Source organism: Amycolatopsis sp. NPDC004169 (genome assembly GCF_040610315.1).
Taxonomy (GTDB): Bacteria; Actinomycetota; Actinomycetes; order Mycobacteriales; family Pseudonocardiaceae; genus Amycolatopsis.
The window spans coordinates 250296-275319 of record NZ_JBEXMD010000004.1; the positions used below are offsets into that span (position 1 = coordinate 250296).

General features: G+C 69.0%; 24 protein-coding genes. 6 read left to right on the forward strand and 18 right to left on the reverse strand.

Annotated elements, in window-relative coordinates:
- The first annotated feature begins 72 nt into the window (after positions 1-72).
- Complete coding sequence (locus ABZX11_RS07495) at positions 73-414, forward strand: VOC family protein (RefSeq protein WP_254897015.1); 342 nt, start codon at positions 73-75, stop codon at positions 412-414.
- Here ABZX11_RS07495 and ABZX11_RS07500 read toward each other — a convergent pair.
- Both ABZX11_RS07500 and ABZX11_RS07505 read right to left on the reverse strand, forming a co-directional pair.
- Positions 407-1666, reverse strand: coding sequence for a hypothetical protein (locus ABZX11_RS07500; RefSeq protein WP_354910753.1), 1260 nt, complete (start codon positions 1664-1666; stop codon positions 407-409). The two genes, ABZX11_RS07495 and ABZX11_RS07500, sit on opposite strands and share 8 nt — an antisense overlap.
- Before the next feature lie 23 nt (positions 1667-1689).
- Entirely contained in the window at positions 1690-2742 is a 1053-nt protein-coding gene (locus tag ABZX11_RS07505; protein WP_303247030.1) for a polyprenyl synthetase family protein, read from the reverse strand.
- 230 nt (positions 2743-2972) lie between these two features.
- Here ABZX11_RS07505 and ABZX11_RS07510 point away from each other — a divergent pair, with 230 nt between their 5' ends.
- From ABZX11_RS07510 to ABZX11_RS07530, 5 genes are all read left to right on the forward strand, one after another.
- The gene (locus ABZX11_RS07510) at positions 2973-3575 is read left to right on the forward strand and encodes a hypothetical protein (RefSeq protein ID WP_354910755.1); all 603 of its coding nucleotides are present in this window, start codon (positions 2973-2975) and stop codon (positions 3573-3575) included.
- Positions 3576-3887: 312 nt separating this feature from the next.
- Positions 3888-4160, forward strand: a complete 273-nt coding sequence (locus ABZX11_RS07515; protein WP_354910758.1) for a hypothetical protein — start codon at positions 3888-3890, stop codon at positions 4158-4160.
- 17 nt (positions 4161-4177) lie between these two features.
- Positions 4178-4786 (forward strand): DUF3558 domain-containing protein, encoded by a 609-nt coding sequence (locus ABZX11_RS07520; RefSeq protein ID WP_354910760.1) that lies wholly within the window; start codon positions 4178-4180, stop codon positions 4784-4786.
- On the forward strand, positions 4786-6075 hold the full coding sequence (locus ABZX11_RS07525) for a PPE domain-containing protein (RefSeq protein ID WP_354910763.1): 1290 nt from the start codon (positions 4786-4788) through the stop codon (positions 6073-6075). Before ABZX11_RS07520 ends, ABZX11_RS07525 begins: the two co-directional genes overlap by 1 nt.
- Positions 6075-6740 (forward strand): ESX secretion-associated protein EspG, encoded by a 666-nt coding sequence (locus tag ABZX11_RS07530; protein WP_354910765.1) that lies wholly within the window; start codon positions 6075-6077, stop codon positions 6738-6740. The genes ABZX11_RS07525 and ABZX11_RS07530 overlap by 1 nt, the downstream gene beginning before the upstream one ends.
- Positions 6741-6783: 43 nt before the next feature.
- Here the strand turns inward: ABZX11_RS07530 and nuoN are convergent, their stop codons facing one another.
- The 16 genes from nuoN to ABZX11_RS07610 all read right to left on the reverse strand — a co-directional run bounded on the left by nuoN (position 6784) and on the right by ABZX11_RS07610 (position 25004).
- On the reverse strand, positions 6784-8352 hold the full coding sequence (gene nuoN / locus ABZX11_RS07535) for an NADH-quinone oxidoreductase subunit NuoN (RefSeq protein ID WP_176173380.1): 1569 nt from the start codon (positions 8350-8352) through the stop codon (positions 6784-6786).
- 2 nt (positions 8353-8354) lie between these two features.
- The gene (locus ABZX11_RS07540) at positions 8355-9905 is read right to left on the reverse strand and encodes an NADH-quinone oxidoreductase subunit M (protein ID WP_354910768.1); all 1551 of its coding nucleotides are present in this window, start codon (positions 9903-9905) and stop codon (positions 8355-8357) included.
- Positions 9905-11806, reverse strand: a complete 1902-nt coding sequence (nuoL, locus tag ABZX11_RS07545) for an NADH-quinone oxidoreductase subunit L (protein WP_176173382.1) — start codon at positions 11804-11806, stop codon at positions 9905-9907. The genes ABZX11_RS07540 and nuoL overlap by 1 nt, the downstream gene beginning before the upstream one ends.
- Positions 11807-11817: 11 nt before the next feature.
- On the reverse strand, positions 11818-12117 hold the full coding sequence (nuoK, locus tag ABZX11_RS07550) for an NADH-quinone oxidoreductase subunit NuoK (RefSeq protein ID WP_003081840.1): 300 nt from the start codon (positions 12115-12117) through the stop codon (positions 11818-11820).
- A complete protein-coding gene (locus ABZX11_RS07555; RefSeq protein ID WP_176173383.1) occupies positions 12114-12977 on the reverse strand; it encodes an NADH-quinone oxidoreductase subunit J in 864 nt (287 codons plus the stop codon). Before ABZX11_RS07555 ends, nuoK begins: the two co-directional genes overlap by 4 nt.
- On the reverse strand, positions 12974-13498 hold the full coding sequence (gene nuoI, locus ABZX11_RS07560; RefSeq protein WP_003081846.1) for an NADH-quinone oxidoreductase subunit NuoI: 525 nt from the start codon (positions 13496-13498) through the stop codon (positions 12974-12976). Before nuoI ends, ABZX11_RS07555 begins: the two co-directional genes overlap by 4 nt.
- Positions 13485-14834, reverse strand: a complete 1350-nt coding sequence (nuoH, locus tag ABZX11_RS07565; protein WP_176173384.1) for an NADH-quinone oxidoreductase subunit NuoH — start codon at positions 14832-14834, stop codon at positions 13485-13487. Before nuoH ends, nuoI begins: the two co-directional genes overlap by 14 nt.
- On the reverse strand, positions 14831-17302 hold the full coding sequence (locus tag ABZX11_RS07570) for an NADH-quinone oxidoreductase subunit G (RefSeq protein WP_354910773.1): 2472 nt from the start codon (positions 17300-17302) through the stop codon (positions 14831-14833). Before ABZX11_RS07570 ends, nuoH begins: the two co-directional genes overlap by 4 nt.
- Positions 17299-18594, reverse strand: a complete 1296-nt coding sequence (gene nuoF / locus ABZX11_RS07575; RefSeq protein ID WP_176173386.1) for an NADH-quinone oxidoreductase subunit NuoF — start codon at positions 18592-18594, stop codon at positions 17299-17301. The genes ABZX11_RS07570 and nuoF overlap by 4 nt, the downstream gene beginning before the upstream one ends.
- Positions 18594-19451: an NADH-quinone oxidoreductase subunit NuoE gene (nuoE, locus tag ABZX11_RS07580; protein ID WP_176173387.1), complete on the reverse strand. Its 858-nt coding sequence runs from the start codon at positions 19449-19451 to the stop codon at positions 18594-18596. The genes nuoF and nuoE overlap by 1 nt, the downstream gene beginning before the upstream one ends.
- Positions 19448-20827 (reverse strand): NADH-quinone oxidoreductase subunit D, encoded by a 1380-nt coding sequence (locus ABZX11_RS07585; protein WP_354910776.1) that lies wholly within the window; start codon positions 20825-20827, stop codon positions 19448-19450. Before ABZX11_RS07585 ends, nuoE begins: the two co-directional genes overlap by 4 nt.
- A complete protein-coding gene (locus tag ABZX11_RS07590; protein ID WP_354910778.1) occupies positions 20824-21573 on the reverse strand; it encodes an NADH-quinone oxidoreductase subunit C in 750 nt (249 codons plus the stop codon). Before ABZX11_RS07590 ends, ABZX11_RS07585 begins: the two co-directional genes overlap by 4 nt.
- 4 nt (positions 21574-21577) lie before the next feature.
- Entirely contained in the window at positions 21578-22126 is a 549-nt protein-coding gene (locus ABZX11_RS07595) for an NADH-quinone oxidoreductase subunit B (RefSeq protein ID WP_176173390.1), read from the reverse strand.
- A gap of 4 nt (positions 22127-22130) precedes the next feature.
- On the reverse strand, positions 22131-22550 hold the full coding sequence (locus tag ABZX11_RS07600) for an NADH-quinone oxidoreductase subunit A (protein ID WP_176173391.1): 420 nt from the start codon (positions 22548-22550) through the stop codon (positions 22131-22133).
- 467 nt (positions 22551-23017) lie between these two features.
- Positions 23018-24304: a geranylgeranyl reductase family protein gene (locus tag ABZX11_RS07605; protein ID WP_354910782.1), complete on the reverse strand. Its 1287-nt coding sequence runs from the start codon at positions 24302-24304 to the stop codon at positions 23018-23020.
- A gap of 10 nt (positions 24305-24314) precedes the next feature.
- Entirely contained in the window at positions 24315-25004 is a 690-nt protein-coding gene (locus ABZX11_RS07610; RefSeq protein WP_176173393.1) for a class I SAM-dependent methyltransferase, read from the reverse strand.
- Positions 25005-25024: the final 20 nt, after the last annotated feature.

Consider the following 25024-nt stretch of genomic DNA (forward strand, 5'->3'; position numbering starts at 1 on the left):
TGCCCGGTGCATGGCGGCCTTCGGCGTTTCCGGGCTTGCCCCGGTTGGGACACATGTCCTAAGTTTTAGGCCATGCGACCTGAATCACCGTTCGTGTTCTTCGACGTCCGCACCGCCGACCCGGCGGGCAGCAAGCGGTTCTTCGCCGAGCTGCTCGGCTGGGAGGCGGAAGACACCCTGCTGACGGCCGGCGGCGCGCCGTGGGGCGGCCTCACCGAACTGGCCCCCGGCGACGACCGGGCACCGCAGTGGCTGCCCTACGCGCCGGTGTCCGATGTGGACGCCGCCGCGGCGAAAGCGTTGGAGCTGGGCGGAACCCTGGTGCGCGAGCGCACCGACCTGCCGTTTGGCTCGCTGGTGGTGGTCACCGATCCCGGTGGCGCGGCCCTTGTCCTGTTCCAGGCGGTCAGCTGAGCGGCCGGAAGCCGACGCGCTCGGCGTCCTCCGCGGTGCGGAACCAGACCTCGGCGACCATCTTCGGGAACTGCGCCGATTCCTCGGTGCAGTACCGCAGCGCCGTCACGCTGGCCTTCACGGCGAAGCTGTCGCTGGGCGCTCCGCCGCCGGGGCGCGGCATCGCCGAACCGGGGCCGAACGGGCCCGGCGGGACCGAATCCCCCGCCACCTGGCGGGCCGGGGGCGGTTCCGGGGCCGCGACGCCGGCGGCGGCCTGGTTCGGCTGGACCGACGGCTCGAACAGCGACCCGCTGTGCGCGCCGGACAGGTCGGGTTCGCGGCGCTCGACCGTCCGCATCGACGGCTGGATCGGCTGCGGCGCGTCGAACCCGCCGCGCACCGCCTCCCGCGGCTGCCGCTTCGGCAGCACCTGCGTGGCTTCGGCGGGGGTCTCCGGCGGCACGTCCAGGTCGCTTTCGGCGATTTCGCCACCGAAGGCGTACTGCGGCGGCTCGGCGTCTTCCGGCTGCTCCTTGCGGACGGAACCGGGGTGCTCACCGATGTAGCGCGTGCGCTCCACCGGCTCCTCGAACGCCGAGCGCTCCGACGGCAGCTCGTCGTCGAACCAGTCCGGCGTGGCCGCCGCCTCGCCGGCCGGGGGCTGGAACAGCGAGCCCGCGGGCTCCGGGTCCAGCTTCTGCTCGAGCCGCGACAGCGCGGGCGACTCGGGCTCCGCGTCGTCCTCGAAGGCGTCGCCGACCGGGGCCAGGTACTGCGTCGCGGTGGCGCGGTAGGGGTCGTCGTCCTCCGGCTCCGGCTCGTCGTCCGGCGCCAGGAACTGGCTGGCCGCGCTCCGGTACGGGTCGGCTTCCTCGGGCTCCGGTTCCGGTGCGTGGACGAAGGGCTCGGTCGGCGGCATCCGCGACGGAACCTGGGCGTCCAGCTCGGCGAAGTCCTCGTCGATGTCGTCGTGGACGTCGTCGCGGTGGATCGGCGGCGCGGCGACCAGCGTGCCGGGGTAGGAGGTCTCCTGGCGGGTCGGTTCCGGCTCCGGCTCGGGCTCCGGCGCGGGCCGCCGGAACGCCTCGGTGCCACCCATCGCGGCCGCGTTCGCCGGGGTGCGCGCGGCGTCGGCGTGGGCCTGCGCCAGCGCGCTCTCCAGCCGGCGGACGCTCTTGCGGAGCGGCAGCACGAGCACCAGCCAGGTGAGGAGCACCCCGACGAAGAACGCGGCGAGGCTCCACAGCCAGACCTGTCCGAATATGGACATCTTTTCCTGCCCCTGTTAAGTGCTTAGCGCGTGCGCGCGACCAGGTAGTCGGCGACCGACTCGCACGCGTCCCTGGCGGGCGACGCGGGGAGCGCGGTGAGCTCGGCTCGCGCGCGCTGAGCGTAGTCGGAAAGGGTGACGCGTGCGCGATCGAGTCCGCTACTGACCCGCAGCAGCTCGAGTGCCTCCTGGACCAGGGCGTCGTCGCCGATCGGGCCGGACAGCAGCTCGGCCAGCCGCGGGTCGGTCTCCGGGTCGGCCAGCGCGTACAGCATCGGCAGCGTCCGGACGCCTTCGCGCAGGTCGGTGCCCTGCGCCTTGCCGAGCTCGTCGGAGGGCGAGGCGATGTCGATGATGTCGTCGGAGATCTGGAAGGCGGTGCCGATGATGTCGCCGAACCGGCGCAGCGCCTCGATGTGCTCCTCGGCGGCGCCGGACATCATGCCGCCGAACCGGCCGGAGGTGGCGATCAGCGAGCCGGTCTTCTGCGCGATGACGGTGAGGTAGTGCGCGACGGCGTCGTCACCCGGGCCGGGGCCGACGGTCTCGCGCATCTGGCCGGTGACCAGCTCGCCGAAGGTCTCGGCGATGATCCGCGCGGCGTCCGTGCCGAGGTCGGCGACCAGGCGCGAGGCGTGCGCGAAGAGGAAGTCGCCGGTGAGGATGGCGATGGTGTTGTCCCAGCGCGCGTTGACGCTCTCGGCCCCGCGGCGCATGGTGGCCTCGTCCATGACGTCGTCGTGGTAGAGCGTGGCCAGGTGCACCAGCTCGACCGCGGCGGCGGCGATGATGACGTGGTCGTCCTGCTTGGGGCCGAACTGGGCGGAGAGCAGGGTGAACAGCGGACGGAAACGTTTGCCACCGGCCTCGACCAGGTGCAACGCGGCGTCGTTGACGGCCTGGACGTCACTGCGGACGACCTCGCGCAGCAGCTTCTCGACCTCGGTCAAGCCGCCGGCGATCGACCGCAGCAGGGTTTCGTCGGCGATCTGCAGCCCGACCGACGCCCGCAGGTCGTCGAGGGCGCCGCCCGGCGCAGCGGGGAGGGATCCCGCCCCGGGGGCTGGGGAAGGCACAGACACGTCGGCTCCGCTCTACTCGTGCACCGGTCGGTTGCCCTTTGAGCGTAGTGGCTGCGCCGCGCGGTCGTTTACCCGCTGTCCAGCGGAAACGGTGACGAACATGACACCGCCACCGGGTGGTTCCCGATCCTCGAAAGGGTGATCGGAGTTTCCGGGCGCAACGGACGTCTCCGGCGAGCGGATATTCAGGCGGGAGAAGAGCGCTCGGCGGAGGAGGACAACGGATGCGCAGCAAGATCGTCACGGCTTTGGTGGTGGCAGGCCTGGCGGCACCGCCGGCTGCGGCGGCGGCCACATCACCCGGGGTGGCGAGCATCGGAGCGGCGTCGTTCACGAAGGCGGGCTCGACGGTGACGGTCCCGGAGCAGGGAGCGTGTTCGGCAGCGGGCCCGACGAGCACCACGGCCGAGGCGGTGACCAGGCCGGGCATCACGTTCGGCGGCGGGACATCGTCGTGCACGCCGTCGAAGTCGACGGCGACGGGCAAGAACTTCGAGCTGTCGGCCCTGGTGCCGGCGGGCGGGCCCCGCGTGAGGTTGTCGACCTTCACGGTGACGTGCGAAGGGACCCAGACGCAGACGAACGCGACGTGGACGTACGGCGGGCTGTCGGGGATCGCGAACCCGCCGAGCCCGGTGCCGGCGGGGTACGTGTCCCCGGTGCGCAAACCGGACGGCACGGCGCTGGCGAACGCGGTGTTCAACATCCAGGAGCTGCCGGGCGACGGGAGCATCGGTTTGACGATGCTCCGCATCGATTTCCTGCCGGCATCGGGGGTGACCGGCTCGGTGAGGTTGGGTTCGACGAGCTGTTCACCGACCCCTTAGACGTCACGGGGGCCGCGGCGTGGGAGAGCGCCGAGAGGACAGCCGCGGCCCTTGTGACCTCCCTTTTTCGGGGTGGGAACCCTGGTAGGGTGCGGTGCGTCGGATACGCAGGGTGCTCGGGAGGGAGCACACTGCAAGCTAGGGGAGAGCTGATGACGACTGTGCCGGGGTGGGGTCGTGTCTGAGGGACCGGTGTACGACCCGGGGGCGGATTGGGAGCTTCCGGGGCCTGATGGGGTGGCGCGGGCTGGGTCCTATGGGGGTGGGGCGGGGGGCGGGTTCTCGTATGACGAGGAGACGCTTCGCGAGCTGATGCGCGAGTGGAACGACCTGGCCAACGAGTTCAAGCACGACCAGGAACAGGCGGCCACGCTCGCTCGAGTCAAGGGCCCCGGGCTCGAGTACGCGAGTGGCGGCAACGCGGAGAAGATTCAGCAGTCCGGAGAAGCCCTCCTGGCGACACTCGCCAGCCGCGAAGAGTTCTGCCGCAACATGGCCGCCAAGTTCCAAGCCGCTTTGGGGAAGTACGCACGCGCCGAGGACGAACACACCACAGAGATCACGCAGACCGGAGGCAGTCTCTGATGCGCCGCACTCTTCCCATGTTCAGCGCGCTGCTGCTCGCGGCGGTTGCCTGCTCGACCACCAATCCTGGAAAGCCGGCGGTTTCCAGCCCGGTCCCGGGTGCGGCCTCTTTATCCGAAAGCAGCGATGCGGTGCCAGGGCCAGGAGTTCCCCAGGTACTGCAGCCGATCGATGTTGCACGGTTCAAGCAGGAGCCCTGCCTCGCGTTGACCGACTCTCAAGTGACTGAGCTTCTCGGGTCGGGCGTGTCAGGCAAGCCAGATCTGCAGGCACCGGCCGGACCGACTTGCTCGTGGGATTCAGTTGACGTTTCCCAGGCGGGCATCGGAGTCATCTTCATGAACGCGGATCGGCTCGGGCTCGCCAGTGTTTATGCAGCCAGGGGTAAGCAGTATCAGTTCTTCCAGCCCATGGAATCGCTCGACGGATTTCCCACCGTTGCCTATGGCGTAAGTGACGAACGATCGTCTCGTGGTCGATGCGCAGTGGCCATCGGAGTGAGCGATACTCAGGCCGTCGACGTTCACGTCGCGCAGTCCGAGAAAAACATCGGCAGGAAGGATCCCTGTTCAGCAGCACATGACATCGCCGCCCAGGTCCTGGGCAATCTTCGCGGGGGGAACTGATGGCTGTCGAGGGCCCGCTGACTGCAGCGCAGATTTACGAGCAGATCACCGGAGGCGAAGGCATCGACTCGCTGGCCGATGCGCAAGATGGTGCTCGGCAGTTGACCGAACGGATGGTTGAGCGGGCTCAGCGGATCAGCGCTCTCCGGGCCAAGACCATGTCTGGCTGGCAAGGGAATGCCGGGGAAGCTGCCGCTGATGCTACTTTGCCCCTTGTTCAGGCCGCTGCTGATGATTCTGTTCATCTTGAGAATGCTCGGACTGCCGTTGGTGCTCAGATGGATGCCTTTGGCACTGCCAAGCACTCCGTCAAGCCTGTTGCCGCTCAGCCGCCTGCTCTTGGGGTTGATGATGTTCTTCGGGCCATCTCCGAGAAGAGCTGGGATTCCTATCACTCCAAAGTTGCCGGGTGGCAAGCTGACAGTCAGGCCAATATCGATGCCTTCAGCGCCTACCACTCCGCCAGTACCTCCAATGGTGGGCAGATGCCCTCGCAATACGCGCAGCTTGCCGACTCCGGGGCTTCCGTCTCCCTGCGTGATCGGACCTCCGAACCCACCGATACCGGAGATTGGGCTCGAGCCCCGAAAGAAACCAGGATTCCGGCTCAAGACCACGTCACGGGCGGGAACCAGGACCGGGCCACTGCTCAGCAAAACCAACTGAACCAGCACGACCTGCAGAACCAGCAACCCCGGCCCGACCAGCAGAACCAGATCCGCCCCGGCACTACAGGCCCCAGCGCCACAAACCCCGGCACGACGCAGCCCGGCACCACCAACCCCGACAGCACCCACGCCAACAGCTACGTCCCCCGGCCCGTCATGCCCGCCGCTCAAAGCGGCTACGAGTTCGGCCCCACCGGGCAGCCCGTCAGCAACCTGACCGGCCCGAGCACCAACTACCCGGGCACCAACTGGCCAGGCAGCTTCGGCCCAGGAACCGGCCCCTACACCGGCGGGGGATACCAACCAGGAACCATGGGACCAGGAACCCCGGGAAGCACCAAAGGAACAGGCCCGAACCAGCCCGGCACCCGCCCCCCGGGCAGCAGCACCGGCGCGCGCCTCCCCGAGGGACGCTTCCCCACCAACCCCGCCCGCGGCTCCGCCGGCCCCCGGGGCGCCAACGGCCTTCCCATGGGCACACCCCTCGCCCAACGCGGTGGCAAAGAAGAAGACCGCGAAAAGAAGAAGTCACCTTACCTGCAAAACCCCGACCCCGACGAAACCTTCGGCGGCTTCACCGAAAAGCCGATGCCCCCGGTCATCGGCGAAAAGAAGAAATAATGGCCGTCTTCTCGCTGAACACCCTCCTCACCGCCCTCCGGCACGTCGGCGGCGGGGACCCGCACCCCGTCTTCGCGCAGGGCCTCCGCTACATCCCGCCCTCAGCGAAACACCAGGTCCACCAGGAAGCCTTCGAAGAACTGAGCCCCTACGGCTTCACCCGGGGCCACACCTTCACCCCCGAATTCGAAGACCTCCTCCACCTCATCGACCACCCGACCCAGGAATACGTCGCCTACGCACGGGACGCCACCAGCCAGCGGAACGTCCTCGTCGCCGTCAACGCACAAGACCAGATCTGCGTTGTCTGCCAAGGCGATCAGGTCGAACTCGCCGACGTCAAAACCCACCCCGCCGACGCCCTCGTCGCACACCTGCCCGACTACCCACCGGCCGGGATCAAGCCCTTCTCGCTGCCGCAAGAGGACTTCCGAAAACCACCGCCGAGTGACGTCTTCGACGACGACCCCGATCGCAGCCGCGAAGCGAAGGAACTCGACGCCCTCGTCAAACAACCCCACTTCGGGCTCGGGCAGCTTCAAACCGACGGCAAGATCGTCAACTACCTGGACCTGAAAGACGGCCGGGTCGGGATTGCCGTCGCCGATGGGTACATCAGCGTCGTGTCCGGTGAACCACGGAAACTCAGCCAGAAACTGAAATAAGGCCGCCGCCCCCAAAAAGCAGGGAGCGGCGGCCTAAAAAACCTCAGGAAGCGAAACCGCCCGAACCCGCCCAGCCGAGTGCGAACGCCGGGGCCAGGCCCAGCACCAGCGTCACCGCCGTGCCCAGGAAGATCGCCGTCCCCGTTCCGAAGCCCGGGACCGACACCGACGGCCCGTCCGCCGCCGGCTCCGAGAAGTACATCAACACGATCACGCGCAGGTAGAAGAACGCCGCCACCGCGCTGAACACCAGCGCCACCACCACCAGCGGGGCCATTCCGTCCGACAGCGCCGCCGAGAACACCACGAACTTCCCCACGAAACCGGAAGTCAGCGGAATCCCCGCCAACGCCAACAGCAAGAACGTGAAGACACCGGCCAGCAGCGGCGACCGCTTGGCGAGCCCCGCCCACGCCGACAGGTGCGTCGCCTCGCCCGAGGAATCGCGGACCAGGCTGATCACGCCGAACGCCGCCAGCGTCGTGAAGCCGTACGCCAGCAGGTAGAACAGCGTGCTCGACAGCCCGTCGCGCGTCATCGCGATCGCTCCGACCAGCAGGAACCCCGCGTGGGCGATCGACGAGTACGCCACCATGCGCTTGACGTCCGTCTGGGTCAGGCCCAGCACCGCGCCGATCACCATCGAGATGATCGCGACGCCCCAGAGGACGCCACGCCACTCCCACGACGTCGACGAGAACGCCACCGACAGCACCCGCAGGATGCCGCCGAACGCCGCGACCTTCGTGCACGCCGCCATGAACGCCGTCACCGGGGTCGGTGCTCCCTGGTACACGTCCGGGGTCCACGTGTGGAACGGACCGACCGACCCCTTGAACAGCAGGCCGACCACCAGCAGGCCGAGGCCCGCGAACAGCAGCGTGTCCGACCGGTCCGAACCCGCCGCCGCGGCCGCGATGTCGCCCAGCTTCACCGAGTTCGCGTAGCCGTACAGCAGCGCCAGCCCGTACAGGAAGAACGCCGACGAGAACGCCCCCAGCAGGAAGTACTTGACCGCCGCTTCCTGGGACAGCAACCGGCGACGGCGGGCCAGGCCGCACATCAGGTACAGCGGCAGCGACAGCACTTCCAGCGCGATGAACATCGTCAGCAGGTCGTTCGCCGCGGTGAAGGCCATCATGCCGCCGAGCGCGAACAGCGTCAGCGGGAACACCTCGGTCTGCATCACGGTCGCCGTCTGGGCGCGGTCCTGGACCGTGCCCGGTCGGATGCCCGCCTGGGCGACCAGCGCGCCGCCCGGCTCGACCACGCGGTCGGAGATCAGCAGCACCGCGCCGACGGCCAGCGCCAGCAGCGTGCCCCAGAGGAACAGCGCCGGCCGGTCGATCGAGATCGCGCCGCTGAACGTCGTGACGCCGCCCGCCGGTGCGCTGCCCGTCGCGTAGACGATCAGGCTGACGCCGGCCGCGACGATCGACGCCAGGCTCAGGACCACCTGGATGCCGAACCGCGAGCGCTTCGCGGCGAACGCCTCGACCAGCACGCTGACGCACGCCGCGCCGAGGACGATCAGCACCGGCAGCACGGCCGGGTAGTCGATCGACGGCACCGTGATCGGCGACGGCGCCTGGGTCAGGAGGATGTCGAGCACTTTTACTTGCCTCCCTGGACCGCGGACAGCGTCTGCTGCACCGTCGGGGTGACTGTGTCGAGCACCGGCTTCGGGTAGAAGCCGAGAACGAGGATCAGCACGACCAGCGGCGCGAGGATCGCGATCTCACGACCGTTCAGGTCGCGGATGGCCTTCTTGGCGCCCAGTTCCGGCGCGATCGCCGTGCCCGGACCGCCGCCGACGCCTACAAGAGCGTCTCCGCGGACCGGGCCCTGGAAGACCCGCTGGTAGAGCCACAGGACGTACGCCGCGGCCAGCACCATGCCGACCGTGGCGAGGATCGTGTACACCGGCTGGTCCACAAAGGACCCGATGAGGACGAGGAACTCGGAGACGAACGAGTTCGTGCCCGGCAGGGACAAAGTGGACAGACCGGCGAGCAGGAACAGCCCGGCCAGCAACGGGGTCACCTTGGCCATGCCGCCGTAGTCCGAAATGCGGGACGAGCCGCCGCGGGCGATCACCAGGCCGATCACCACGATCAGCATGCCGGTCGCCAGGCTGTGGTTGAGCATGTACGTCGCCGAGCCGACCATCGCCTGCTCGTTGAACGCGAAGATGCCCAGCGAGATGAACCCGAAGTGGGCGATCGACACGTAGGCGATGAACCGCTTCATGTCCCGCTGGCCCGCCGCGAGGATCGAGCCGTAGAGGACACCGATCACCGACAGCACCAGCACCAGCGGCGCCAGGGTCTTGCTCGCCTCCGGGAACATCGGCAGGCAGTAGCGCAGGAACCCGAACGTACCCACCTTGTCCAGCACGCCGACCAGCAGGACGGCAACGCCGATCGGCGCCTCCCCCGCCGCGTCCGGCAGCCAGGTGTGGAACGGCACCAGCGGCGCCTTGATCGCGAAGGCCAGGAAGAACCCGAGGAACAGCCAGATCTGGGTGGACAGCGGCGCTTCGCGCACCACCGTCACCAGCGTGGCCCAGTCGAACGTGCCCTTGCCGAGCTTGTCCGCCGCCAGCGAGTACGCCCCGATCGCCGAGGCCAGCATGATCAGGCCGCCGAGGAACGAGTAGAGGAAGAACTTCACCGCCGCGTACTGCCGGTTCGCGCCGCCGTAGCCGCCGATCAGGAAGTACATCGGGATCAGCATGATCTCGAACAGCACGTAGAACAGGAAGACGTCGGTCGCGGCGAACACGCCGATCGTGAGCGCCTCCTGCAGCAGGATCAGCGACAGGAACCCGCCCGCGCTGCGCCCCGGCGGGAGCTTGTCCATCGTGCCGAGCCCGCCGACCACGATCGGCACCAGCAGCGCGATCACCGCGATCATGATCAGCGCGATGCCGTCGGTGCCGAACGCGATGTGCACGCCGAAGCTGGGGATCCAGTCGAAGCTCGACGTCATCTGCAGCCGGGGCCCGGCGGCGTCGTAGCTGAGCCAGAACGGGATCACGAGCACGAACTCGAGGATCGAGAACCCGAGCGCGGCCAGCACCGCGGCGCGGTCGTTCCCCTTGAGGAACGCCAGCACCAGGGAGCCGGCCAGCGGCACCAGGATGAGGATGAGCAACCAGGTCATCAGGAGAACCTCACCAGCAGGAGAGCCGCCAGAAGCAGGAACGTGCCGCCCAGCATCGACAGCGCGTAGGACCGGACGAACCCGGTCTGCAGCCGCCGCAACCGGCCGGACCCGCCGCCGAGACCGGCGGCCAGGCCGTTGACCGCGCCGTCGACGCCGCGGTTGTCGACGTACACCAGCGCCCGCGAGAGCCAGGTGCCCGGGCGGGCGACCAGGGTTTCGTTGAGGGCGTTGCCGTAGAGGTCCTTGCGCGCGGCCCGGGTGACGAACGAGACCCGCTGGGGCTGCTCGACCGGGACGTCACGGCGGAAGATCAGGTACGCGAGCGCAACACCGAGCAGCGAGAGCACGACCGCCGCCACCGAGATCACCCAGGCGTCGAACGGCGCGTGGTGGGCTTCCTCCAGCTCGCCGACCGACGGGGCCAGCCAGTGGGCGAAGCGCTCACCCTGGGAGAAGAAGAAGCCCGCCCCGACCGAGCCGACCGCGAGGACCGCCATCGGGACCCACATGACCGGCTTGGACTCGTGCGGGTGGAAGTCGCGGCCGTCCGAGGACTTGATGTCCTTCCAGCGCTCCTTGCCGAAGAACGTCATCATCATCAGGCGGGTCATGTAGAAGGCGGTGAGCCCGGCGCCGAGCAGCGCCGCGCCACCCATCACCCAGCCGCGCCAGCCGCCCTGGCCGAACGCCGCTTCGATGATCGCGTCCTTGGTGAAGAAGCCCGACAGCGGCGGGATGCCGATCAGGGCCAGGTAGCCGAGGCCGAAGGTGATGAAGGTGATCGGCATGGCCTTGCGCAGGCCGCCGAACTTCCGCATGTCGACCTCGTCGTTCATGCCGTGCATGACCGACCCGGCCCCGAGGAACAGCCCGGCCTTGAAGAAACCGTGCGCGACCAGGTGCATGATGCCGAGCGCGTACGCGATCGGCCCGAGGCCGACGGCCAGCATCATGTAGCCGATCTGGCTGACCGTCGAGTACGCGAGGACCTTCTTGATGTCGTCGTACGCGCAGCCGATGATGCACCCGAGCAGCAGCGTCACCGTGCCGACCAGCGTGACGATCAGCCGGCCGTCTTCGGTGGCGTTGAAGATGTCCTTCGAGCGGGCGACCAGGTAGACGCCGGCGGTGACCATCGTGGCCGCGTGGATCAGGGCCGACACCGGGGTCGGGCCCTCCATGGCGTCCGGGAGCCACGCCTGCAGCGGGAACTGGCCGGACTTACCGCAGGCGCCCAGCAGGAGCAGGATCGCCATCGCGGTGATCGCACCCGTGGAGAACTTGCCGTCACCGACCGCCTTGAACACCTCGGCGTAGCCGGTCGAGCCCGCGTACTTGAACATGATGAAGATCGCCAGCGCGAGCCCGACGTCACCGACGCGGTTCATCAGGAACGCCTTCTTCGCCGCGGTGGCGGCGGACGGGCGGCCCTGGTACCAGCCGATGAGCAGGTAGGACGCGAGACCCACGCCCTCCCAGCCGAGGTAGAGCGTCACGAAGCTGTTGCCCAGCACCAGGACCAGCATCGAGGCGACGAAGAGGTTGAGGTACGCGAAGAAGCGGTACCGGCCCTCGTCGTCGGCCATGTAGCCGATCGAGTAGTAGTGGATCAGCATGCCGACGCCGGTGATGAGCAGCACGAACGTCAGCGACAGCGCGTCGATCCGCAGCCCGAAGTCCACCTGCAGCGCCCCGACCGGGATCCACGAGTAGACCTTGACGTCGGACGTGGTGGCCGTGTCGGCGCTGAAGAACAGGATCAGCCCGTAGACGAAAGCCAGGGTGACGGTGGCACAGCCGAGCAGATGCCCCCAGGCCTTGGCGCGTTTCCCTGCCAGCAGAAGGATCAGGGCGCCGAGAGCCGGGAGGGCCACCAGCAGCCACGATGATGCGGTCACTCGGAGGTCTCCTAGTACTTCAGCAGGTTGGTGTCGTCGACCGAGGCCGAGCGCCGGGTGCGGAAGATGGCCATGATGATCGCCAGGCCGACCACGACCTCGGCGGCCGCGACGACCATGACGAAGAACGCCATGATCTGGCCGTCGAGCCCGCCGTTGATCCGGGCGAAGGTGACCAGCGACAGGTTCACCGCGTTGAGCATCAGCTCGATGCACATGAACACGACGATCGCGTTGCGCCGCACCAGCACGCCGACCGCGCCGAGCGCGAACAGCAGCGCCGACAGCAGCAGGTAGTACGTCGGGGTCATGCCTTCTCCCCCTCGGAATCAGAGCTTTCGGAGCCGACCAGCGCGTGCGCGTCCGGGTGCGGGCCCTCGTCCGAGACGAGCTTGCGTTCCTTCGCCAGCTCGATCGCCGAGGTGGACTCGATGATCGCCGACAGCGACTCCGGGGCGACCGAGCCGTCCGGCAGCAGCGCCGGCGTGGCCACGGAATTGGCGGTGGCGAAGACACCCGGGCCGGGCAGCGGCGACGGCCGGTCGTGCTCGCCGCGGAAGCGCAGCAGCACCAGTTCCTTCTGCGACAGCTTCCCGCCCTTGGCGTGCCGGTCGGTGAAGGCCAGCACCATCGCGCCGATCGCGGCGGTGATGAGCAGTGCCGAGGTCAGCTCGAACGGGAAGAGGTAGTCGGTGAAGATCAGCTTGCCGAGCCCCTTGGGCCCGCCGCCCGCCGGTGTCGCCGAGTCGAGCGGGGTCGCCGGGGTGACGTTCTCCATCGCGCGGTAGATGCCGGTGGCCAGCAGCGCGGCCATCCCGATGCCGAGCACGGTGGCGGCGAGCCGCTGGCCGCGCAGGACTTCGACGACCGAGTCCGAGCTCTCCCGGCCGACCAGCATCAGCACGAACAGGAACAGCATCATGATCGCGCCGGTGTAGACGATGATCTGCGTGAAGCCGAGGAACGGCGCCGACTGGATCATGTACAGCGCGCCCAGGCTCAGCATCGTCAGCACCAGCCACAGCGCCGAGTGCACGGCGTTGCGGGAGAAGATCATGCCGAGCGCGCCGAGCAGCGAAAGCGGGCCGAGGATCCAGAACGCGACGGCCTCACCGGTGGTGACACCGGCGGCGGCCCCGGTCGGGGCCTGGGCCAGGAGGGCGGCGATCACTTGACGCCCTCCCCGCGAGCCAGTTCGGGGCCGTTCACGTAGTAGTCCTGCTCGTTCTCGCCGAGCCGCATCGGGTGCGGCGGCTGCTCCATGCCGGGCAGCAGCGGGGCGAGCAGGTCCTCCTTCGTGTAGATCAGCCGCTGGCGGTCGTCGTCGGCCAGCTCGTAGAAGTTGATCATCGTCAGCGACCGGGTCGGGCACGCCTCGATGCAGAGGCCGCAGCCGATGCAGCGCAGGTAGTTGATCTGGTAGTCCGCGCCGTACCGCTCGCCCGGCGAGTACCGGGCCTCCTCGGTGTTGTCACCGCCCTCGACGAAGATCGCGTCCGCCGGGCACGCCCACGCGCACAGCTCGCAGCCGACGCACTTCTCCAGGCCGTCCGGGTGCCGGTTCAGCTGGTGGCGCCCGTGGTACCGCGGCGCGGCCGGCGCGCCGGCCTCCGGGTACTCCTCGGTGGCGACCTTCTTGAACATCATCCCGAAGGTGACGCCGAAGCCCTTGACGGGATCAAGAAACCCCATCTTGCGCTCCTTCCTTTGCGGTACCGACGGCCGCCGGCTTGCGGCGGGCCGCCTTCGCCTCGGCCTTGGCCAAAGCCTTCTGACGCGGGGTGGTCTGCGGGACCTTGAGGTCCAGCGGCGGGACCGGGAAACCGCCGCCGGTCACCGGGATGCTCTCGCTCTCCTCTTCGCGGCCCGCCGCGCGGACGTAGAAGAACAGCGCGACGACGATGAAGATGGCGACCGCGGCGATGATGATGGTCGCGGTGTTCCAGGTGATGACCTTCGCGAAGGTCACCATGATGATCCACAGCAGGTTCAGCGGGACCAGGACCTTCCAGCCCAGCCGCATGAACTGGTCGTAGCGCAGGCGGGGCAGCGTGCCGCGCAGCCAGATGAACCCGAAGAGCAGGACGAACATCTTCGCGAAGAACCACAGCACCGGCCACCAGCCGGTGTTGAGGACGTTGTTCCCGATCAGCGACAGCGGCCACGGGGCCATCCAGCCGCCGAGGAACAGCGTCGTCGCGAACGCCGAGACGATCACCATGTTGACGTACTCGGCAAGGAAGAACATCGCGAACTTCATCGAGCTGTACTCGGTGTGGAAGCCGCCGACCAGCTCCGACTCGGCCTCCGGGAGGTCGAACGGCGCGCGGTTGGTCTCGCCGACCATCGAGATCAGGTAGATCACGAAGCTCGGCACCAGGTAGAGGAACCACGCCGGCTGCTGCTTGGCGACGATGTCGGCCAGGTCGAGCGACCCGGCCTGCAGGATCACCGCGACGATCGACAGGCCCATCGCGATCTCGTAGGAGATCACCTGCGCCGCCGAGCGCATGCCGCCGAGCAGCGGGTACGGCGAGCCCGAGGCCCAGCCGGCGAGCACGATGCCGTAGACGCCGATCGAGGAGCAGGCCAGGATCACCAGCGCGCTGACCGGCAGGTCGAGCAGCTGCAGCACGGTCCGCTCGCCGAAGATCGACACGACCGGCCCGAACGGGATGGCCGAGAGCGCGATCAGCGCGGGGACCGCGGAGAGCACCGGCGCGAGGAAGTACACCTTGCGGTCGGCGGTGTCCGGGATGATCTGTTCCTTGAACGGCAGCTTGATCGCGTCCGCCAGCGACTGCAGGTAGCCGCCGGGACCGACCCGGTTGGGGCCGGGCCGGTTCTGCATCCGGCCGACCGCCTTGCGCTCCCAGACGATCAGGAAGATCGTCAGGATCGGCCCGATCAGCAGGATGACCACGCACTTGAGCAGGATCAGCCACAACGGGTCGTCCGCCAGCAGCGCCGCCCGCGTCGCCGCGTCGGGGACGCTCCCGACGGCGGCTTCGGTCAGCAGCGGGGTCATTGCCCACCTCCAGCGAGGTTCACGACGGCGCCGTGGCCGGCACCGAGCGTCTTGAACACGGCGGAGCCGTCCGAGTTGCCCGGCAGCCACACGACGCCGTCGGGCAGGTCGGCGATCTCCACCGGCAGCGTGATCGCACCGCGCTCGGTGCTCACCGTGACGGTGACGCCCAGACCCTCGGCCGTCTTCGCCGAGAGCCGCGCGACCGGCGTGCGCTGGGTGCCCTTGAGGTGCGGCTCGCCGTCCTGCAGGGACCCGTTGTCGATCAGCTGGCGCCAGGTCGAGAGGACCGCCTGCCCGTCACCCGGCGACGCGGGCGGGGCGACCTCGGCGGCGACGTGGCTCCAGCGCAGCGCCGAGGCCTGGCCCAGCTTCCCGAAGTCACCGCGCGCGGCGGCCGGCGTCTGCGTGAACAGGTCCGCGTCCATCTCGACGGCGAGCGTGTCGAGCACCCGGCAGTCCGGCAGGGCGCCGGTGCCTTCGATGGTCGTGTCGAACGGGCGGGTGCGGCCCTCCCAGTTGAGGTAGCTGCCGGACTTCTCGTCCGACGCGGCCACCGGGAGCACCACGTCCGCGCGCTCGGTCACCGCGCTGTGCCGCAGTTCGAGGCTGACCACGAACCCGGCGTTGTCCAGCGCGCGCAGCGCGAGGTCCGGGTCCGGCAGGTCGTACGGGTCGACCCCGCCGACGACCAGGCCGCCGAGCTCGCCCGCCGAAGCGGCCAGCAGGATGTCGGTCGTGTCGCGGCCCGGGGTGGCCGGGAGCGGGACGCCCCAGGCGTTTTCGACGGCGACGCGGGCGGCGTCGTCGCCGACCCGGCGGCCACCGGGCAGCAGCGACGGCACGCAGCCGGTCTCCAGCGCGCCCCGGTCACCGGCGCGGCGCGGGATCCACGCGAGCCGGACGCCGGTGCGCTCGACCAGGTCGTGCAGGGCGGCGAACAGGCCGGGGACCGCGGCGGCGCGCTCGCCGACCAGGACGACCGCGCCTTCGCCGCGCAGGGCCTCGTCGAGGTCCGGCGCGTGCTTGGCGATGCCTTCGACGGCCGCGGCCTCCTGGCCGGGGACGCAGGCGAGCAGTTCACCGAACGTCTTGCGCACCGACGACGTCGTCCACTGTCCCAAGTGGACGACCCGGGTCTTGTTCCGGCGGGCCGCCTTGCGCAGCCGCAGGAACACGATCGGAGCTTCGTCCTCGGGCTCGAAGGCGACACACAGGACCGTGCGGGCCCGCTCGATCTCGCCGAAGGTGACGCCGGACTCCGGCGTCGTGCCCACGACGTGCGAGGTGAGGAACGCGAGTTCCTCGGCCGAGTGCGGGCGGGCGCGGAAGTCGACGTCGTTGGTGCGCAGGGCGACGCGGGCGAACTTCGAGTACGCGTAGGCGTCCTCGACGGTCAGCCGGCCACCGGTCAGCACCGCGGCGCCGCCGTTCGCGCGGGCCTCGGTCAAGCCCGCGGCGGCGATGCGCAGCGCGTCGGTCCAGGACGCTTCTTCCAGCTCACCGGTCTCGTGGTTGCGGACCAGCGGCCGCTTGATGCGGTCCTCCGCGCCGGTGTAGCGGAAGGCGAACCGGCCTTTGTCGCAGATCCACTCTTCGTTGACCTCGGGGTCGTCGCCGGCCAGCTTGCGCTGCACCTTGCCGCGCCGGAAGTCGGTGCGCTCGGCGCAGCCGGAGGAGCAGTGCTCGCAGACGCTCGGCGCGGACACCAGGTCGAACGGCCGCGACCGGAACCGGTAGGCCGCGCTGGTCAGGGCCCCGACCGGGCAGATCTGGATGACGTTGCCGGAGAAGTAGCTCTGGAACGGCTGCCCGGACGTCGTCCGGGAAGCCAGATCCAGGACGTCCGCCGTCTCCGCGGTGCCGATCTGCTGGTGGGCGCCGCGTTCGAGGAGCTCGATGAACGGGTCGCCGGCGATCTCGCGGGAGAACCGGGTGCAGCGCTGGCAGAGCACGCAGCGTTCGCGGTCCAGCAGCACCTGCGTCGAGATCGGCAGCGGCTTCGGGAACGTCCGCTTGGTGTCGACGAACCGGGACTCGGTCCGGCCGTGGGCCAGCGCCTGGTTTTGCAGCGGGCACTCGCCGCCCTTGTCGCAGATCGGGCAGTCCAGCGGGTGGTTGATGAGCAGCAGCTCCATCACGCCCTGCTGGGCCTTGTCCGCGACCGGCGAGGTCAGCTGCGTCTTGACGACCATGCCGTCGGCGACGGTCATCGTGCAGGACGCCTGCGGCTTCGGCATCGGACGGCCGCCCATTTCGACCTCGACCAGGCACTGGCGGCAGGCGCCTGCCGGGTCGAGGAGCGGGTGGTCGCAGAACCGCGGGATGACCGTGCCGAGGCGTTCGGCCGTGCGGATGAGGAGCTCGCCCTTGGGGGCGATGACCTCTTCGCCGTCGATGACCAGTTTGACGTGGCCCTCGGGGACCGGCGTCTCGGTGGTCTCGGGCTTGTCGGGCGCGATCGTCATGCCTGCGCTCCCACGAGTTCGGGCTTCGTCTGTTCGTGGCGGTTCGCTTCGCACAGCGCGAGGAACTCCTCGCGGAAGTACTTGATCCCGCTCTGGATCGGCGACACCGCGCCGTCGCCGAGGGCGCAGAACGACCGGCCGAGGATGTTGTCGCAGACGTCGAGGAGGGTGTCGATGTCCTCCTCGGTGCCGTGGCCCTCGACCATCCGCTCGAGGATCTGCGCCAGCCAGTACGTGCCTTCGCGGCACGGCGTGCACTTGCCGCAGGACTCGTGCTCGTAGAACTGCGTCCACTTCATCACGGCCCACGGCACCGACACGGTCTCGTTGAAGACCTGGACGGCGGTGGTGCCCAGCATCGATCCGGCTTCCGCCGCGCCTTCGAAGTCCAGGGGAACGTCGAGGTGCTCGGCGGTGAACATCGGGGTGGACGAGCCGCCGGGGGTCCAGAACTTGAGCGGGATGCCGTCCTTCATGCCGCCCGCCATGTCCAGGAGCTCGCGCAGCGTGGTGCCGAGCGGGCACTCGTACTGGCCGGGCTTCTCGACGTGGCCGGAGATCGAGTAGATCTTCGGGCCGGGCGACTTCTCGCGGCCCATCTCGCGGAACCAGCTGGAACCGGCGTTGACGATGTAGGGCGCGCTGGCGATGGTCTCGACGTTGTTCACCGTGGTCGGCGCGGCGTACAGCCCGGCGGCCGCGGGGAACGGCGGCTTGAGCCGCGGCTGGCCGCGACGGCCTTCCAGCGAGTCCAGCAGCGCCGTCTCCTCGCCGCAGATGTACGCGCCCGCGCCGGCGTGGACGGTGATCTTGAGGTCGAACCCGGAGCCGAGGATGTTCTCGCCCAGGTAGCCCGCCGCTTCGGCTTCGCGCACGGCCGCGTTGAGGCGGCGGATGCAGTGCAGCGCCTCGCCGCGGACGTAGATGAAGCAGTGGTTGGACCGCATCGCGTACGAGGCGATGATGCAGCCCTCGATGAGCGAGTGCGGGTCCGCCATCATCAGCGGGATGTCCTTGCAGGTACCGGGTTCGCCCTCGTCGGCGTTGATCACCAGATAGTGCGGCTTGTCGAAGTTCGGCGGCATGAACGACCACTTGATGCCGGCCGGGAAGCCCGCGCCGCCGCGGCCGCGCAGGCCGGAGTCCTTGATCAGCTGGACGAGCTGCTCCGGCGTCCCGGCCAGTGCCTTGCGGATCGCCGTGTAGCCCTCGAGTGCTTCGTACTGCCCGATCGTCCAGGAGTTCGGCGACAGCCAGCGCTTCGTGAGGACGGGAGTGATGGGGTCAGCCATTACTTCTTCTCCACTTCTGGCAGCGGGACATCGGACGCCACCGGGGCGACCCAGCCGCGGTCCTGCGCGAGCTTCGCGCCCCGCAGCGTCTCGACGGCCTGCGACGGGCCGTCGACGTCCCGGCGGTAGGTCCGCTCGTCCTCCGGGAAGAACCCGGCGAGCTGCAGCTCGGCGCCCTTGAAGCTGGTCAGCGGGGCACCGCGCGTCGGGGCCGGCTTCTTGCCGGCCTGGAGCGCGTCGACCAGCGCGACGGCCTTCTCCTCGGTCTGGTTGTCGAAGTACTCGTAGTTGACCTGGATGACCGGGGCGAGGTCGCAGGCCGCGAGGCATTCGGCGTGTTCGAGGGTGATCGAGCCCGGCTCGTTCGGCGTGCCCGCGGTCTCGTTGTGCCCCAGCGGGTTCTCCTCGGAGCCGAGGTGCGTCTGGAGCTTCTTGTAGATCGCGTCGCCGCCCATGGCCGCGCACAGCGTGTTGGTGCAGACGCTCACGAGGTGCTCGCCGCACGGGCGGCGCTTGTACATCGTGTAGAACGTCGCGACCGCGCTGACCTCGGCGTCGGACAGGTCGAGCTGCTTCGCGCAGAACGCGATGCCCTCCTGGCTGACGTACCCCTGCACCGACTGCACGAGGTGCAGCATCGGCAGCAGCGCCGAGCGGGACATCGGGTAGCGCGCGATCAGCTCCTGCGCCTTCGCGTGGATGTCCGCGTCGAAGATGTCTTCCAGCGGCGTCTCGGTGATGATCCCGGCGGCGACTGCCGGGTCCGGCGCGATGGCGACGACGTCGGTGTCGGGCCCGGCCGCGGCGTGCGTGGTGTCCGCGTAGTTCGGCCCGGGCTCGGGAACTGCTGTGGTCATCGGTCCACTCCCCCCATGACGGGGTCGATCGAGGCGATGGCGGCGATCACGTCGGCGACCAGGCCGCCCTCGGCCATGGCGGGCATCGACTGCAGGTTCACGAAGCTCGGTTCGCGCACGTGGACCCGCAGCGGCCGGGTGCCGCCGTCGGAAACCAGGTGCGCGCCCAGCTCGCCGCGCGGCGACTCGACCGAGGTGTACACCTGCCCGGCCGGCACCTTGAAGCCCTCGGTGACCAGCTTGAAGTGGTGGATCAGGGACTCCATCGACTGGCCCATGATCTTCTTGACGTGCTCGAGCGAGTTGCCCATGCCGTCGCTGCCGATGGACAGCTGCGCGGGCCAGGCGATCTTCTTGTCCTCGACCATGACCGGGCCCGGCTCGAGCTTCTCGAGGCACTGCTCGATGATCTTGAGGCTCTCGTGCATCTCGTGGACGCGGATCAGGTAGCGCGACCAGCAGTCGGCACCGTTGTCCACCGGCACGTCGAAGTCGAACTCGTCGTAGCAGGAGTACGGCTCGGTCTTGCGCAGGTCCCACGGGAGACCGGCCGACCGCAGCACCGGGCCGGTGACGCCGAGCGCGAGGCACGCGTCGACCGGCAGGTACCCGACGCCCTTGAGCCGGTTGCGCCAGATCGGCTGGCCGGTGAAGAGCTTGTCGTACAGCGGAAGGCGCTTCTTCATCGTCTTGACGAAGTCGCTGACCTTCTCGTGGTAGTCGGCCGGCATGTCCTGCGCGAGGCCGCCGGGGCGGATGAACGCGTGGTTCATCCGCAGGCCGGTCAGGTGCTCCAGCAGGTGCAGCACCTCTTCGCGCTCGCGGAAGCCGAGCGTCATCGCGGTGGTGGCGCCGAGCTCCATGCCGCCGGTGGCGATGTAGACCAGGTGCGAGCCGATCCGGTTGATCTCCAGCAGCATCACGCGCAGCAGCTGCGCGCGGCGCGGGGCCTCGATCTGCAGCAGCTTCTCGACGCCGAGGCAGTACGCCATCTCCGTCGAAAGCGGGGCCAGGTAGTCCATGCGCGTCACGAAGGTGACGCCCTGGGTCCAGGTCCGGTACTCGCAGTTCTTCTCGATGCCGGTGTGCAGGTAGCCGATGACCGACCGCAGCTGCGTGACGGTCTCGCCCTCCATCTCCAGCACGAGCCGGAGCACGCCGTGCGTCGACGGGTGCTGCGGGCCCATGTTGATGACCATGCGCTCGTCGTGCGCCGCGTCGGCGATGACGTCGTCCCAGTCGCCGCCGGAGACCGTGTAGACGCGGCCTTCGGTGGTGTCGCGGGAGTCGGCGTAGTTCGCGTTGTCGGTGCTGTCGGACCCCGGCGCGCTCGTGTCGGTGCCCGTCGTGACGTCGGACAGGTTCTCGGTGCTCACGAGTACGACCTCCGCTGGTCCGGCGGCGGGATCTCCGCGCCCTTGTATTCGACCGGGATCCCGCCGAGCGGGTAGTCCTTGCGCTGGGGGTGGCCGTCCCAGTCGTCCGGCATCAGGATCCGGGTCAGCGCCGGGTGGCCGTCGAAGACGATCCCGAACATGTCCCAGGTCTCGCGCTCCTGCCAGTCGGCGGTCGGGTACGTCCCGACCAGCGACGGCACGTGCGGGTCCTCGATGTCGAGGGTGACCTCGAGGCGGATCCGGCGCCGGTAGGTCAGCGACGTGAAGTGGTAGACCGCGTGCAGCCGCTGCGGGACGTCGACGCCGTAGTCCACACCGGACACCGACGACAGCAGCTCGAACCGGAGGCCGCCGTCGTCGCGCAGCGTCTTCGCGATCGCGGGCAGGTGCTCGCGGGCGACGTAGAAGGTGATCTCGCCGCGGTCGACCGTCGTCTGCAGGATCGCCTCGGCGGGGATCTTGCGCTCGGCCAGCGCGGCGTAGAACTCGTCGGCGAACTGGTCGAACCAGCCGCCGTACGGGCGCTCGGCCGGCGCCGGGCTGTACGCCGGGAGCCGGACGCCGCCGTAGCCGGAGGTGTCGCCGGTGCCGTGGACGCCGAACATGCCCTGGCGTTCGCGACCGGTGACGACCGCTTCGGCCGCGCCCGGACCCTTCGCCGTCAGGCCGGTTTCGGCTCGCTCGGCGCTGGACTGCTCTTCGCCGGGTTGGGGGTTCTCAGTCATCGCTCTACTTCTTCGCGTACTTGATCGACGACGCGACGAGCTCGGTGCGCGCCCCGCTGGCCGCGCGGAGGGCGGCGCGGCGGGCGTTGATCGGCTCGTCCTGGATCTTGGCGTGCAGCTTGAGGATCGCGTCCAGCAGCATCTCCGGCCGCGGCGGGCAGCCGGGCAGGTACATGTCGACCGGCACGATGTGGTCGACGCCCTGGACCACGGCGTAGTTGTTGAACATGCCGCCGGAGGAAGCGCAGACGCCCATCGCGAGCACCCACTTGGGGTCGGCCATCTGGTCGTAGATCTGCCGCAGGACCGGGGCCATCTTCTGCGTGACGCGGCCGGCGACGATCATCAGGTCGGCCTGGCGCGGGGTCGCGCTGAAGCGCTCCATGCCGAAGCGCGCGATGTCGTAGCGGGAACCGCCGACGGTCATCATCTCGATCGCACAGCAGGCGAGCCCGAAGGTGGCGGGCCACAGCGAGTTCTTGCGCGCCCAGTTGACGAGGCCTTCGAGGCTGGCCAGCAGGATGCCGTTGGGGAGTTTTTCTTCCAGGCCCATGGGTCTAGTTCCAATCCAGGCCGCCGCGCCGCCACACGTAGGCGTACGCGAAGCCGACCGTCGCGATGAACAGCAGGATCTCCACCAGGCCGAACGTGCCCAGCGCGTCCGCCTGCACGGCGAACGGGTAGAGGAAGACCATCTCGATGTCGAACAGGATGAACAGCATCGCGGTGATGTAGTACGCGACCGGCATCCGCCCGGCGCCGACGAGCGGCTGCGGGGACGGCTCGATGCCGCACTCGTAGGCGGCCAGCTTGGCCTTGTTGTACCGGCTGGGGCCGACGAGCGGCCCGAGCAGGACCGACAGTACGGCGAAACCGAGCGCCAGGACGAACAAGATCACGATGGGCAGGTAGGGCTTCAGGCTCGGGGCCTCTTGCGCCAGCTGCACCGTGTCGGTCCGGGTCAGCAACGTCAGCACGGGGTCTTCGCCATCCTTTCCGCGCCGCTGCGGTTGTGCTTGTGGTGGGGAACCGCTGGGCCTCGTCGGCACCCTAAGGGACCTGGGTCACACCGCCGAGGGTCAGGGTCTCCTTACGGCCCGTGGCTGGACCGCGCCCTGCTTGTGAAATAGTTCACAAGCCACTCGTCGCGGATGTGAAGGGATTCACAAAGCATGGGGGGAGTCTAGGACGCGACTCACACTCTTGTCCCTAGTACCCCGTGTTATAAGGGTCGCCTAAGTTTTACCGCCATCGTTGTCACGGGTCGGCAACACCGCGCGCGCGACCTGCGCGAAAGGCGTTCAAGATCGCGATCCGGCCGGACAAAACGGGCGCTGACCTGTGATCTATCCCACTGACCGCACGGCCAACTTACTAGGCCACTCGTGTGTCCGCGCACGAGGAAGCCCGGCACGGGAACCGTGCCGGGCTCTCGGAAATCCGGTCAGCGCGGGCTCGGCGTGACCTTCGCCAGCGCCGAAATGAGCCGGTCGACGCCGTCGCCGCCCTTGGCGTCGTAACAGCCCGACAAGCCCTTGTAGACCAGCGGCAGGAGCTTGTTGATGCGCAACCCGTACTTGGTGCAGGCGTGCATGATCTTCGGCTTGCCGATGATCTTCGCGAACACGTTGCCCAGCTGGTAGTAGCCGCCCATCAGCTCGCCGACGGCCCGCGGGTACGCCTCCAGCGCCCGCTCCCGCGATGGCCCTTCCCGCCGCGCCAGCGCTTGCACGACGACCTCCGCCGCGATCTGCGCCGACTCCATCGCCGCCGAGATGCCTTCGCCGTTGAACGGGCTGACCATGCCGCCGGCGTCGCCGAGCAGCAGCAGGCCGTCGCGGTAGTGCGGGGTGCGGTTGAAGCCCATCGGCAGCCCGGCGCCGCCGACCTTGCCGATCGCGTTCTCCTCGCGGTAGCCCCACTCCTCGGGCGTCCCGTCGAGCCACTGGCGCAGCAGCGCGCGGTAGTCGGTGTTCCGGAAGGAGGCCGACGTCGACAGCATGCCGAGGCCGACGTTGACCGTGCCGTCGCCGAGCGGGAACGCCCAGCCGTAGCCGGGCAGCAGCTTCGGGTTCCGCGGGTCGGACTTGTCCCACAGCTCGAGGTGGCCCTCGATGAACGGGTCGTCGTGGCGCGGGCTCTTGTAGTACTGGCGGACGGCGACGCCCATCGGGCGCTTCTCGTTCTTCTGGATGCCGACGCTCAGCGCGAGCCGCGCGGAGACGCCGTCGCAGGCCAGCACCAGCGGCGCGTAGTACTTCACCGGCGTCTTCTCCGGGCCGACCTTCGCCTCGACGCCGACCACGCGCCCGCTCGCGTTCGTGATCGCGCTGGTGACGCTGGTGCGCTCGTACAGCCGCGCGCCCGCCTTCACCGCGAGCTTCGCGAGGAGGTCGTCGAAGTCGTGACGGGTGCGGGAAACGCCGTACGGCGGGTAGCTCGTCAGGTCCGGCCAGTCGAGTTCCAGCGTGAGGTCGCCGGTGAGGATCCGCAGGCCGCGGCTGTGCACCCAGCCGGCGTCCTCGCTGGTGTCGATGCCCAGGTCGATGAGCTGCTTGACGCCGCGCGGGGTCAGGCCGTCGCCGCAGACCTTCTCGCGGGGGAACTCGGTCTTCTCCAGCAGGAGGACGTCGACGCCCGCGCGCGCCAAGTACGTGGCCACGGTGGAACCAGCGGGTCCGGCGCCGACGACGATGACTTCGGCGTCCTGGTCTGCGGTGCGTCGCGTCATGAACGCGAGTTTAGGCAGGCTTTCGGGCGCGGTGGATGGCCACGACCCCGAATGTGAGGTTCAACCACTCGACGTCGGTCCACCCGGCGCTCGCGATGATCTCGCCGAGGGTGCGCTGGTCGGGCCAGGTCAGCATGGATTCGGCCAGGTACTTGTACGCCTCGGGGTTCGACGACGTCCGGCTGCCGACCCAGGTCAGCAGCTTGAGGACGAACCGGCGGTGGACGAACCGGATGGGCGCGAACGGCGGGGTCGAGACCTCGCAGATCACCAGCCGGCCGCCGGGCTTGACGACCCGGGCGATCTCGGTGAGCGCGGCCTTCGGGTCGACGAAGTTGCGCAGCGCGAGCGAGATCGTGACGGCGTCGAAACTCTCGTCGGCGAACGGCAGGTTGAGCGCGTCGGCCGCAACCATCGGCACGTTCCGGTGCAGGCCCGCGCGGAGCATGCCGAACGAGAAGTCGGCGGCCAGGCACCAGGCGCCACCGCGGGCGTACTCGACGGTCGACACGCCGGTGCCGGCGGCGAGGTCGAGGACTCGTTCCCCGCGGCGGGCGTCGAGCACGCGGGCGGTGGTGGTGCGCCAGCGGCGGTCGAAGCCGAAGGTCATGAACGAGTTCGCCCGGTCGTACCCGGACGCGACGCCGTCGAACATCGCGGCGACTTCGTGCGGATCCTTGTCCAGGCTTGCGCGTGACATGACCTGAGATTAGTCCGGGT